This is a genomic window from Actinomyces marseillensis, assembly GCF_900155605.1.
Lineage (GTDB): Bacteria > Actinomycetota > Actinomycetes > Actinomycetales > Actinomycetaceae > Pauljensenia > Pauljensenia marseillensis.
Genome location: NZ_LT707420.1, coordinates 1,453,254 through 1,466,066 on the forward strand (window position 1 = coordinate 1,453,254; position 12,813 = coordinate 1,466,066).

Here is a 12,813-nt window from a genome sequence, read left to right on the forward strand (position 1 = left end):
CATCATCAAAGCCTTGTGCGCCCTACCCGCGGGCTGTCTCAATTCTTTTCTCTTCTCCCGAGGCCGCATGAACGATCGATGCAGGATCGACGTTTGCGCGTGGATGCGCCGAGCGATACATCTCCTTCAAAGTCGCAATTGTGACCTTGGTGTAGATCTGGGTCGTCGACACCGAGGAATGCCCCAGTAGCTCTTGGACATCACGTACATTCGCGCCACCTTCCAAAAGATGAGTGGCAAATGAGTGACGCAGGGTATGCGGTGATACAGCAACCTCAAGATTTGCTCGAGTTGCCGCACGCTGAATAATCTCCCAGGCAGATTGACGCGACAGCGCCCCTCCCCTGTTATTCAGAAATACATTGGGGCAACCTCTTCCTTTTGATGCAAATGCGGGACGCGCGCGTACCAGATAGGCTTCGAGTGCTTGCTGCGCCATCGAGCCAAGTGGGACTAAACGTTCTTTACGTCCTTTCCCAAAAAGACGAACGATTGGGAGTTCTTCATCAAGATCAAGGTCGTCGATTGCCAGCGAGACAACTTCGCTCACTCGAGCTCCGGTCGCATACAGGGTTTCTAAGAGCGCCCGGTCACGTAAGGACCTAGCGTCGTCGCCTGTGCCCGCAGCTTCAAGCAGGGCCTCGACCTGCTCGATCGTCAAAGCCTTGGGTAGATGCTCTCCGACTTGAGGAACTCGCACCTGGGCACTGGGGTCATGGGAAGCAATGCCTTCACGAAGGATGTATTTATGGAAAGAACGGATTGCGGCTAGAGCACGTGCCACTGACGAAGGCGCTGCCTTCCTCCCGCCAGTTCCACTACTCAAATGAGCGAGATAGTCTTCGACTGCCCGCTCAGTAATTGCGTCATAGGTGGCGTGGCCTCGTTGAAGCTGGTATTCCAAATAGCGTTCAACATCTCGGCGGTAATTCGACACGGTATGCGTTGATGCGCCTTTTTCAACGCTCAGAAACGCGAGCCATTCATCGCGATCCCTCTCAAAGGTACTTGCCACGCGCCCATTGTATGGATTGCTTCGATGCTCGCCAGGTATTTCCAAGTTACGCGCGCCGAACCGCTACACTTGGCCTGTACAGGGAGGTCACGTCAATTACCAGGAGGTTACACCGTGCCCGCTTTATGGAATGAGCTCGATAGCCGCGCCGTTTCCACCGCCAAGATTCTCGCCGCAGACGCCGTAGAACGAGTAGGAAATGGACACCCAGGAGCGGCTATTTCACTCGCTCCCGCAGCCTATGCCCTCTACCACCGCCATATGCATCTTGATCCTCACGACCCACAGTGGCTGGGTCGTGACCGTTTTATTTTGTCTTCAGGGCATTCGTCTCTCACGCAGTATCTCCAGCTTTACCTCGCTGGCATGGGTGTCGAGCTTGAGGACCTTCAAGCTCTGCGCACGGAAGGTGCTCTCACCCCCGGGCACCCCGAGTATGGTCACACTCCGGGTGTCGAACTGACCACGGGACCGCTGGGAACTGGTATTGCTTCTGCTGTCGGTTTTGCAATGGCAGAACGTTTCACCCACGGGCTGCTCGATCCTTCAACACCATACGGCGAGTCCGTTTTCGATCACAAGGTCTATGTCATCGCAGGTGATGGCTGCCTCCAAGAAGGTGTTTCAGCTGAGGCCTCTTCGCTTGCAGGTACGCAAAAGCTTGGCAACCTCATTGTTTTGTGGGATGACAACCGCATTTCAATCGAAGGTGACACGGATATTGCTTTCAGTGAGGATGTTTTGGCGCGCTACTCGGCCTATGGCTGGCACGTTCAGCGCGTCAATTGGCTCAGTGAGGATGGTTCCTACACCGAAGACGTTACGGCTCTTGATGCTGCTTTGGAAGCGGCTCGCGCGAATACCGAGCAGCCTTCGATCATCGCGCTTCGTACCGTAATCGGGTGGCCCACTCCTGAGAAGATGAACACCGGCGGAATCCACGGTGCAAAGCTCGGGACTGACGCCCTTCGAGGACTTAAAGAAGCCTTGGGCGCTAACCCCGATGCGAGCTTCGATGTTGACGAAGAAGCTGTCGCCTACGCTCGCAGTCAGTTTGCTGCTCGCGCGAAGCAGTTGCGGCACGAATGGGATCANATCATCAAAGCCTTGTGCGCCCTACCCGCGGGCTGTCTCAATTCTTTTCTCTTCTCCCGAGGCCGCATGAACGATCGATGCAGGATCGACGTTTGCGCGTGGATGCGCCGAGCGATACATCTCCTTCAAAGTCGCAATTGTGACCTTGGTGTAGATCTGGGTCGTCGACACCGAGGAATGCCCCAGTAGCTCTTGGACATCACGTACATTCGCGCCACCTTCCAAAAGATGAGTGGCAAATGAGTGACGCAGGGTATGCGGTGATACAGCAACCTCAAGATTTGCTCGAGTTGCCGCACGCTGAATAATCTCCCAGGCAGATTGACGCGACAGCGCCCCTCCCCTGTTATTCAGAAATACATTGGGGCAACCTCTTCCTTTTGATGCAAATGCGGGACGCGCGCGTACCAGATAGGCTTCGAGTGCTTGCTGCGCCATCGAGCCAAGTGGGACTAAACGTTCTTTACGTCCTTTCCCAAAAAGACGAACGATTGGGAGTTCTTCATCAAGATCAAGGTCGTCGATTGCCAGCGAGACAACTTCGCTCACTCGAGCTCCGGTCGCATACAGGGTTTCTAAGAGCGCCCGGTCACGTAAGGACCTAGCGTCGTCGCCTGTGCCCGCAGCTTCAAGCAGGGCCTCGACCTGCTCGATCGTCAAAGCCTTGGGTAGATGCTCTCCGACTTGAGGAACTCGCACCTGGGCACTGGGGTCATGGGAAGCAATGCCTTCACGAAGGATGTATTTATGGAAAGAACGGATTGCGGCTAGAGCACGTGCCACTGACGAAGGCGCTGCCTTCCTCCCGCCAGTTCCACTACTCAAATGAGCGAGATAGTCTTCGACTGCCCGCTCAGTAATTGCGTCATAGGTGGCGTGGCCTCGTTGAAGCTGGTATTCCAAATAGCGTTCAACATCTCGGCGGTAATTCGACACGGTATGCGTTGATGCGCCTTTTTCAACGCTCAGAAACGCGAGCCATTCATCGCGATCCCTCTCAAAGGTACTTGCCACGCGCCCATTGTATGGATTGCTTCGATGCTCGCCAGGTATTTCCAAGTTACGCGCGCCGAACCGCTACACTTGGCCTGTACAGGGAGGTCACGTCAATTACCAGGAGGTTACACCGTGCCCGCTTTATGGAATGAGCTCGATAGCCGCGCCGTTTCCACCGCCAAGATTCTCGCCGCAGACGCCGTAGAACGAGTAGGAAATGGACACCCAGGAGCGGCTATTTCACTCGCTCCCGCAGCCTATGCCCTCTACCACCGCCATATGCATCTTGATCCTCACGACCCACAGTGGCTGGGTCGTGACCGTTTTATTTTGTCTTCAGGGCATTCGTCTCTCACGCAGTATCTCCAGCTTTACCTCGCTGGCATGGGTGTCGAGCTTGAGGACCTTCAAGCTCTGCGCACGGAAGGTGCTCTCACCCCCGGGCACCCCGAGTATGGTCACACTCCGGGTGTCGAACTGACCACGGGACCGCTGGGAACTGGTATTGCTTCTGCTGTCGGTTTTGCAATGGCAGAACGTTTCACCCACGGGCTGCTCGATCCTTCAACACCATACGGCGAGTCCGTTTTCGATCACAAGGTCTATGTCATCGCAGGTGATGGCTGCCTCCAAGAAGGTGTTTCAGCTGAGGCCTCTTCGCTTGCAGGTACGCAAAAGCTTGGCAACCTCATTGTTTTGTGGGATGACAACCGCATTTCAATCGAAGGTGACACGGATATTGCTTTCAGTGAGGATGTTTTGGCGCGCTACTCGGCCTATGGCTGGCACGTTCAGCGCGTCAATTGGCTCAGTGAGGATGGTTCCTACACCGAAGACGTTACGGCTCTTGATGCTGCTTTGGAAGCGGCTCGCGCGAATACCGAGCAGCCTTCGATCATCGCGCTTCGTACCGTAATCGGGTGGCCCACTCCTGAGAAGATGAACACCGGCGGAATCCACGGTGCAAAGCTCGGGACTGACGCCCTTCGAGGACTTAAAGAAGCCTTGGGCGCTAACCCCGATGCGAGCTTCGATGTTGACGAAGAAGCTGTCGCCTACGCTCGCAGTCAGTTTGCTGCTCGCGCGAAGCAGTTGCGGCACGAATGGGATCAGCGTTTCGCTCAGTGGCAAGAACAGAACCCGGAAAAGGCTGCGCTACTTGCCCGTCTTCGCCAGGGTGAAATGCCGACTGGTTGGGAATCTTCATTCCCAAGCTTCCCTGAAGGACAGGCACTGGCAACCCGCTCGGCCTCGGGAAAGGTGCTGAACGCGATTGCATCAGCGCTTCCCGAACTGTGGGGCGGATCTGCTGACTTGGCTGGATCAAATAATACTTTCCTCAACGGATTGACGTCTTTCCTCCCCGAAGGGACCTACTCGCGTTCATTCGAAGCCGATCCCTTCGGTCGTAACTTCCACTTCGGAATTCGTGAGTTCGCCATGGCGTGCGCGATGAACGGTATCGCCGCGGATGGCTTGACCCGTGTCTACGGTGGAACTTTCTTCGTCTTCTCCGACTTCATGCGTGGCGCGGTCCGTCTTGCTGCTCTCATGGATCTTCCAGTCACCTACGTGTGGACGCACGATTCAATTGGTGTTGGAGAGGACGGTCCGACCCACCAGCCCATCGAGCACCTGGCTGCCTATCGCGCAATTCCGAATCTCGCAGTCGTTCGTCCTGCAGACGCTGCCGAAACTGCCGAGGCCTGGAAGGCTACCCTCCTTCAGCATCACCCGGTTGGCTTAGTTCTCAGCCGTCAGAACCTGCCGAACCCTGCTCGCGGGGAGGGAACAGAACTTGCAGGGGCCGAAGGCGTGCGCCGCGGAGCTTACGTGCTCGCTGACTGCGAGGGAACTCCCGATGTTCTTCTCTTGGCGTCTGGATCTGAAGTTGCACCTGCCCTGCAAGCCCGCGCGCTGCTCGCAGAAGAAGGACTTCGCGTTCGCGTGATCTCGGTCCCCTGCATGGAGTGGTTCGAGGCTCAGGATGAGGATTACCGCGAATCGGTCCTCCCCCGTGCAGTTCGCGCGCGCGTCGCCGTCGAGGCCGGGATTGCGATGCCGTGGTACCGCTGGGTCGGCGACTGCGGTCGCATCGTTTCGCTAGAGCACTTTGGCGAGTCAGCGGAAGGCAGTCGTCTTTTCGAAAAGTACGGCTTTACCCCCGAGAACATCGCAGCAAAGGCTCGTGAAAGTTTTGCTTCAGCCCACTAAGTCCGGCGCGCTACTGATTGGGGAAAAAGATCCCCAGTAGGTGGCCAAAATACGGCGCGAGAACACTGGTTGCCCACACGATCGTCACGATTACATAGGGCATCCAGTGTTCTTTCGTAATTGCGATAAACTCGCGAATAAAGGCCGTCGGGAAATAGTAGGAGGCGGTTCTTGAGCCGACCCCGTCTCCTTTGAGACCGACATGCGACGCATAAAGTGCTGTGCGAAAGACGTGGTAGTCCGAGGTCACGAAGGCGCAGCGGTAGGGTGTTGTTTGACGCGCATCCAGAAGCTTCTTGGCAAAAACGAGGTTCTCCATCGTTGTCGTTGATTGGTCTTCTGGAAGAAGAGCCTCCCGCGGAACTCCAAGGCGGAGCATGTAACGGCTCATCGCCTCAGCCTCTGAAATAACCTCATCACTACCCTGCCCGCCAGAAGGAACTAAGATCGCACTGCATCCCTGAGCACTCCAAAGCTCGAGGGCTTTATCAATTCGGCCTCGCAGAAGGGGCGTTGGTTCTTCACCCTGTAAACCAGCACCGTGAATGATGATGTAATCAAAGCGTCGCTTCCGCGGGAGCCTGCGATAGAACCAGGAATACACAAGTAGTGCGACAAAACTGAAGAAGAACCACAAACCCAGAGCCAAGAGCAACGCCGAAAGAGAAATGACGACCCTTGAGTCGCTCATTCCGATACGACCAAGCAAAGAGAATGCCCCAAAATATGGCAGGTAAAAAGACCAGAAGGGCACTCATTACTCCACTCAGCATAAGTTCATGCTATCGCAGGGTAAAAAATGCTGCATCCGCAGGCGGATGCAGCACGATGAAGAATGTCTTAGGCAGCGAACTTCGTCAACACACCGAAACCGACGATTGAAACCGCCCAAATCAAAAGAATAGCCAAAGTAATCCGATTGAGGTTACGCTCCGCAACGCCAGAAGATCCTGCGGAAGAAGAAATACCACCGCCGAACATGTCCGACAGGCCGCCGCCCTTTCCCTTATGCATAAGAATCGTCAGGGTGAGCAGGATACTAGTCACCGTAATAATGACGATCAATGTAATTTTCAGAGCTGCCACGTTCTTCTTCCGATTCTTTCAGATACTTCAACGCTGAGTAGTCTAGCGAATAAACAAACTATAAAGCCAGTGGTGCGCCGAAGTGTTGCTTCTTCGGCGCACCACTGAGTTAATGAATCACAGTTCCTGGAAACGCGCCATCGCTGCGAAGGAATCAGCCTTCAGCGACGCGCCACCAACAAGTGCACCATCAACATCAGGCTGGCTCATGAGCTCCTTGATGTTTCCGGGCTTTGCAGAACCGCCGTAGAGAACACGGGTCGAGTCAGCGGTCGCATCACCGTAGTCTGCACGGAGAGCCTCGCGAATGGCACCGCACACTTCCTGTGCGTCATCTGCAGTTGCAGTCTCACCAGTACCAATTGCCCAAATGGGTTCGTAGGCGATGACAATCTTCGCAACGTCTTCGGCGTTCCAGCCTTCGAGGGCAGCGCGAACTTGACCGAGGACGAACTCGACGTGAGTTCCAGCCTTACGGACATCAAGAGCCTCGCCGCAGCACAGGATCGGAGTCATGCCAGCATCAAAAGCCTTGCGTGCCTTCTGTCCGACCAACTGATCGGATTCGTTGTGGTACTCACGACGTTCTGAGTGTCCGACAACAACGTAAGAGCAACCCAACTTGGTCAGCATCTCAGAGGAGATTTCGCCGGTGAATGCACCGTTGTCATGGACAGAAATATCCTGTGCGCCGTACTTGATCTGAAGCTCGTCAGCGTCAACGACGGTCTGAACGGTGCGAAGATCAGTGAAGGGAGGGATCACTAGGACCTCGCAGCGCGAGTAATCGAAGTTGTGATCCGAGAGTTCCATTGCGAGACCCTGGACAAGGTGATTGGCCTCGAGGTGATCGAGGTTCATCTTCCAGTTACCGGCCATCAAAGGGGTACGTGTCATTATTCAGTCCTCCAGTACTGCGATACCGGGGAGAACCTTGCCTTCAAGAAGTTCAAGGGAAGCTCCACCACCGGTAGAAATGTGAGAGAAAGTGGATTCGTCGAAACCAAGGTTACGAACAGCAGATGCCGAGTCACCGCCACCGATGACGGTGAAGGCGCTGCCTTCGCTCATAGCACGCGCAACTGCCTTCGTTCCCTCAGCAAAAGCCGGGAATTCGAAAACACCCATTGGGCCGTTCCACACAACAGTCTTTGCAGACGCGATGGCGCCTGCAAAGAGTTCGCGGGTCTTCGGGCCGATATCGAGGCCCATCTGATCAGCGGGGATTGCGTCAGCATCGACCACGGTTGCGGGAGCGTCGGCAGCGAACTCAGGAGCAACAACGGTGTCAACGGGAAGAAGAAGCTCGACGCCGTTCTTCGCGGCGGTCTCCATGTAGCCCTGAACCGTGGGAATCTGATCCGCTTCGAGAAGAGACTTACCGACTTCGTAGCCCTTTGCAGCCAAGAAGGTGTAAGCCATGCCGCCACCGATGATCAGCTTGTCAGCCTTGGACAGCAGGTTCGCGATAACTCCGAGCTTGTCAGAAACCTTCGAACCACCGAGGACCACGACGTAGGGACGCTCGGGATCATTAACGGCCTTGCCCAAGGACTCGATTTCCTTGACAACAAGAAGACCAGCAGCGCTGGGAAGAATCTTGGCAACATCGTAAACCGAAGCCTGCTTGCGGTGAACGACGCCGAACCCGTCAGAAACAAAAGCATCTGCCAGCGACGCAAGCTCAGCAGCGAAAGCTTCACGCTCTGCGTCATCCTTTGAGGTTTCTGCTGCGTTGAAACGCACGTTCTCCAGCAAAACAATCTCGCCGGGCTGAGCGGCAGCGACAGCTGCACGCGCACCTTCGCCAACAGTATCGGCGGCAAGGGTGACCTTCACACCGGTGAGTTCTTGGAGTCGGCGAGCAACCGGCGCCAGAGAGAAAACAGGGTTGACCTGGCCCTTAGGACGGCCAAGGTGAGCTGCGATTACGACCTTTGCACCGCCGTCGAGAAGCAGCTTAATGGTAGGAAGTGCGGCACGAATACGGCCATCGTCGGTGATGTTCTGGTCGCCGTCGAGGGGGACATTGAAATCCGAGCGAAGCAGCACGCTCTTTCCGGAAAGGTCACCCAGGCTATCGATCGTCCTCATAAAATTCTCCTCATATCGTAAAGAATTGAAGTGGTGAGTAGTGAACTGGGCCCGTATACGTTTGCACGTACACGGGCCCAGAACTTAGTACATCACGCTCAGCGCGCCTATCAGGCGAGCTTGGAGCCGACCAGCGAGGTCAGGCGAACGAGAGCGTTCGAGTAGCCCCACTCGTTGTCGTACCAGGAGAGAACCTTAACCAGGTTGCCGATAACCTTGGTCTCGGTCGCATCGAAGATCGAGGTGTGAGGGTTGCCCACGATATCGGTCGAAACGATCGGATCTTCGGTGTACTCGAGAACGCCCTTGAGTTCGCCCTCAGCAGCGGCCTTGACGGCAGCCTGGATAGCCTCAACCGAGACCTCCTTGGTAGCAACGAAGGTCAGGTCGGTCAGCGAACCGGTCGGGGTGGGAACGCGGACTGCGAGTCCGTCGAACTTGCCCTTGAGCTCGGGCAGAACCAGAGCAACAGCCTGAGCCGCACCGGTCTTGGTGGGGATCATGTTGAGAGCTGCTGCACGTGCACGACGCAGATCCGAGTGGGGAGCGTCGAGAACACGCTGGTCGCCGGTGTAGGAGTGGATGGTGGTCATGATGCCACGCTCAATACCGAAGTTCTCGTGGAGAACCTTGGCCAGAGGAGCAAGGCAGTTGGTGGTGCACGAAGCGTTGGAGATGATGTTCATGGTGGCGGGATCGTAATCGCCATCGTTCACGCCCATAACGAAGGTGCCGTCAACGTTCTTTGCAGGCGCCGAAATGACAACCTTCTTTGCGCCGGCTGCGATGTGTGCAGCTGCCTTCTCGCCATCGGTGAAGAAACCGGTGGATTCGACGACAACCTCAACACCGAGCTCGCCCCAAGGCAGGTCGGCAGGATCGCGCTGTGCGAGAACCTTGATGTGCTTTCCATCAACGATGATGCCCTCATCGTCGTAGGAAACCTCACCATTGAAGCGACCCATGATCGAGTCGTACTTCAGCAGGTGTGCCAGAGTCTTATTGTCGGTCAGATCGTTAACTGCAACGACCTCGAGGTCTGCGCCCTGCTCAATTGCAGCGCGGAAGAAGTTACGACCGATGCGGCCAAAGCCGTTAATGCCAACGCGGGTGGTCACTGTTGTCCTCCTGCTTGTGCCCCCTGCGGGACACACTTTCTGTATCAACCATGAAGATGCGGTTTGCATCTATGGCCCGCAGTGCTCTGCGGTTCCAGTACTTCTAATCTACACCCTCGCCGCCACAGATGAGGGTGAACTAAGTCCTTAGAGATCTGGCCCACATTATGCTGAAAGAGAGATCTCAATCACCGTCGAGCATGTCAAGGGTGAGCGCAGACTCGGTATCCGGAATCCCGCGATCATGCGCTACCTTGTCTGCCATCGCCAGAAGCCTGCGGATGCGTCCTGCAACTGCATCCTTCGTCAAAGGCGGATCAGTGTGCTTTCCAAGTTCCTCAAGCGAGGCCTGCTTAAATTTAATGCGCAGTTCACCCGCTTCGCGCAAGTGCTCGGGGACATCATCGCCAAGGATCGCGAAAGCCCGCTCCACTCGTGCACCGGCAGCGACCGCAGCACGCGCACTGCGCCGAAGATTAGCGTCGTCAAAATTCGCAAGACGATTAGCAGACCCCCGCGCTTCACGGCGCTCACGCCTCTGTTCCCATGAACGATGAGTTTCCGGGGCTCCAAGCGCCTGAATTAGCGCACTGATTGCTTCAGAGTCACGAGCTGTCACTCGATCCGAACCGCGAACTTCCTTAGAACGAACAACAGCGCCAAGCTTGCGTGCCAGACCAACCATTGCCAAGGCAACCTCTGGTCCCGGACACGTAATTTCCAAGGATGACGAACGCCCCGGTTCCAGAAGGGAGCCACGCGCTAGGAAAGCACCGCGCCACACGGCTGCGGCCTCGTCCTTACCTGCTGCAACAAGCGCAGCCGGCAGCCCACGGACCGGACGTCCCGCGGCATCAACGAGGCCACTGAGGCGAGCGAGTTCATCCGCCCGATGCACGACCCGAACCACGTAGCGCTTGCCCCGCCGCAATGATGAACCCGAAACCACAACGACGAAGGACTCGACGTTGTACAGGGTTGAGAGGAAAGCGCGAAGACGGCGGACCGCAACCGAAGAATCAAGTTCGGCCTCGATGAGGATGCGGCCGCCCACCAGGTGAAGACCACCCGAGAAACGTAGAATCGCGCAGACCTCGGCTGCCATCGCGGACTGCGAGGTAACCGCACTGCGGGCAAGCTCATCCTTCATATCCGATGTGAGGGACACCGTTACTCCTTTAGGGAAAGTACAAGGACTGTGAGAAATCAGGGAAGCCAAGTTTCGCTACGACCGACTTCGCCGAGGAAACCATCGAAAGCATCTCGTAAGGCTGCAGCTAGACGAAGAGGATCATGGTGAGGCTCGCCGTCGCCCGTACGCACTTGGCGTAGAAGTACTCGCGCACCCAAGGCATCAGCGGCCTCGGCAAGGTCATCAATATCATCAGTCGTCGTCGGATCAGCAATGACGACATCGAGCTTAAAACTCGGCGCGTACCGAGCGATAACGCGAACGTGGTCAGCCGTGGTCATCGTGTCTGTTTCTCCGCGTTGACGCGACAGATTCAAAATAAGCGCACGGTGAGCCTCAGTAGTAACCAAGGAGCGATGAAGCTCAGGAACCAACAGATGCGGAATGACCGATGTGTACCACGAACCTGGGCCAAGGACGACCCAGTCAGCCTCAGAGATCGCTTCTGTAACGGCCGCAGGAACGCGCGGTTTCTCGGGAGTCAAACGAACCGATTCAACTGTCCCCGGGGCAATCGCTACTTTCGATTGTCCCTTCACCGTATAGTGCCGACCGTTGTCATCCATATCGGCTTCAATGCTCAGCGGATCGACAGACATAGGAAGCACACGCCCCTGAGCTCCTAAGAGGCGAGCGACAAAATCAAGTCCTTCTACCGGATCATCGAGGAGCTGCCACAAACCGGCAATGACGATATTGCCAACTGCATGTCCGTCCATGGGACCGCTGGTCTTCAAACGCATTTGGAAAACATCGCGCCACGTTAGGCCCCACTCCGTTTCTTCACACAGCGAGGCAAGCGCCATGCGCAAATCGCCAGGTGGGAGAATCGGCATTTCTGAGCGCAGACGCCCAGAAGAACCACCATCGTCTGCAACGGTCACAACAGCGGTGAGCTGACGCGTGATGTGTCGAAGGGCGCGAAGAGTTGCGGACAATCCATGTCCGCCCCCCAGTGCGACGACGCGATTATTCGAATCGCCGCGCTGCATCCACCCAGCAGCATCAACGTAGGTCATCGGCTATTCCTTTCCCATATCACGGTGCGTGACGCGAACACTAAATCCGTGTTCACGCAGCCGGCGGGCAATGAGCTCTGCGCTCGCCACTGAACGGTGCTTCCCGCCCGTACACCCAACTGCGATCGTCGTGTACCGCTTGAGCTCACCAATATACCCCCTGAGCATGGGAGCAAGGAGATCTGCGTAGCCTAGGACAAAATCCCGAGCACCGGGTTGTGAGAGCACGTAGTCGGCGACAGGTTGATCCTTTCCTGTCAGGTGGCGCAACTCATCGACCCAGTAAGGGTTCTTCAAGAAACGAACGTCCAGCACGTGATCAGCATCCAGGGGAAGTCCATGCTTAAACCCAAAGGATTCAACTGTAATCCGAAGTGGAACCTCACCAGCATCGGCGATCACATCACGAATATGCCGCGTCAAATCATGAACAGACATCCCCGAAGTATCGATCACGACATCTGCTGAGCGCCGAACTGGAGCAAGTGCGCGGGCCTCGGCGTGAATTCCTTCCAAAAGAGTGCCGTCTCCTTGAAGCGGATGGGGACGTCGATTCGATTCATAACGCCGAACCAGTGTCTCCGTTGATGCTTCGAGGAAGAAGACTCGATAGGTGACTCCAAGCTCGCGCAACTGTTCGAGAGAACGGGCGAAGTCAGCAAAAAACTCTCGAGAACGCACATCGACAACGACTGCAAGACGGTGCACTCCCCCGCCGTCTGGGGACATCATTCCCACGAGGGCAGGAAGCATAGCCGGTGGAAGGTTATCGACAACGTACCAGTCAAGATCTTCAAGAGCGCGAGCAGCCCCGGTTCGTCCTGCACCCGAACAGCCGGTGATGATCACGACTTCATTTGAACCCGGATCAGGAACTTCGGGGGCAATCGAATCAAGCAACGGAATCCCTCCGGGAACTGTGTCCTCATTGGGAACGGGGGGCATCGGGATATCGCTCATAGTCCTATGGTGCCATTTGTTGAC

At 56.1% G+C, this 12,813-nt stretch carries 11 protein-coding genes and 1 pseudogene; 2 read left to right on the forward strand and 10 right to left on the reverse strand.

Annotation, left to right across the window (positions count from 1 at the left end; all coding sequences use genetic code 11):
• Positions 1-22: 22 nt before the first annotated feature.
• Positions 23-1,015 (reverse strand): site-specific tyrosine recombinase XerD, encoded by a 993-nt coding sequence (xerD, locus tag BQ8011_RS06455; RefSeq protein WP_072455778.1) that lies wholly within the window; start codon positions 1,013-1,015, stop codon positions 23-25.
• A 114-nt stretch (positions 1,016-1,129) separates the two neighbouring features.
• Between xerD (BQ8011_RS06455) and BQ8011_RS06460 the strand changes: the two are divergent.
• A pseudogene (locus BQ8011_RS06460) lies at positions 1,130-2,122 on the forward strand (transketolase); the annotation flags it as partial.
• A gap of 9 nt (positions 2,123-2,131) precedes the next feature.
• On the opposite strand, the gene xerD (BQ8011_RS06465) reads toward BQ8011_RS06460, so the two are convergent.
• Positions 2,132-3,124, reverse strand: a complete 993-nt coding sequence (xerD, locus tag BQ8011_RS06465) for a site-specific tyrosine recombinase XerD (RefSeq protein ID WP_072455778.1) — start codon at positions 3,122-3,124, stop codon at positions 2,132-2,134.
• A gap of 114 nt (positions 3,125-3,238) precedes the next feature.
• On the opposite strand from xerD (BQ8011_RS06465), the gene tkt reads away from it, so the two are divergent.
• Positions 3,239-5,320 carry a transketolase gene (gene tkt / locus BQ8011_RS06470; protein WP_072455780.1) on the forward strand — a complete coding sequence of 694 codons (2,082 nt, stop codon included), beginning with the start codon at positions 3,239-3,241 and terminating at the stop codon, positions 5,318-5,320.
• Positions 5,321-5,330: 10 nt separating this feature from the next.
• Here the strand turns inward: tkt and BQ8011_RS06475 are convergent, their stop codons facing one another.
• The 8 genes from BQ8011_RS06475 to rapZ all read right to left on the reverse strand — a co-directional run bounded on the left by BQ8011_RS06475 (position 5,331) and on the right by rapZ (position 12,789).
• Positions 5,331-6,011, reverse strand: coding sequence for a YdcF family protein (locus BQ8011_RS06475; protein ID WP_106406430.1), 681 nt, complete (start codon positions 6,009-6,011; stop codon positions 5,331-5,333).
• 149 nt (positions 6,012-6,160) lie between these two features.
• Complete coding sequence (gene secG, locus BQ8011_RS06480) at positions 6,161-6,406, reverse strand: preprotein translocase subunit SecG (protein ID WP_072455782.1); 246 nt, start codon at positions 6,404-6,406, stop codon at positions 6,161-6,163.
• 117 nt (positions 6,407-6,523) lie between these two features.
• Entirely contained in the window at positions 6,524-7,303 is a 780-nt protein-coding gene (tpiA, locus tag BQ8011_RS06485) for a triose-phosphate isomerase (RefSeq protein WP_072455784.1), read from the reverse strand.
• Between the two features lie 3 nt (positions 7,304-7,306).
• Positions 7,307-8,500, reverse strand: a complete 1,194-nt coding sequence (locus BQ8011_RS06490) for a phosphoglycerate kinase (protein ID WP_072455786.1) — start codon at positions 8,498-8,500, stop codon at positions 7,307-7,309.
• 110 nt (positions 8,501-8,610) lie between these two features.
• Entirely contained in the window at positions 8,611-9,618 is a 1,008-nt protein-coding gene (gene gap, locus BQ8011_RS06495) for a type I glyceraldehyde-3-phosphate dehydrogenase (protein ID WP_019126003.1), read from the reverse strand.
• A gap of 184 nt (positions 9,619-9,802) precedes the next feature.
• Positions 9,803-10,786, reverse strand: a complete 984-nt coding sequence (gene whiA / locus BQ8011_RS06500) for a DNA-binding protein WhiA (protein WP_072455788.1) — start codon at positions 10,784-10,786, stop codon at positions 9,803-9,805.
• Positions 10,787-10,824: 38 nt separating this feature from the next.
• Positions 10,825-11,829 carry a gluconeogenesis factor YvcK family protein gene (locus tag BQ8011_RS06505; protein ID WP_072455790.1) on the reverse strand — a complete coding sequence of 335 codons (1,005 nt, stop codon included), beginning with the start codon at positions 11,827-11,829 and terminating at the stop codon, positions 10,825-10,827.
• A gap of 3 nt (positions 11,830-11,832) precedes the next feature.
• Positions 11,833-12,789 (reverse strand): RNase adapter RapZ, encoded by a 957-nt coding sequence (gene rapZ / locus BQ8011_RS06510; protein ID WP_072455792.1) that lies wholly within the window; start codon positions 12,787-12,789, stop codon positions 11,833-11,835.
• Positions 12,790-12,813: the final 24 nt, after the last annotated feature.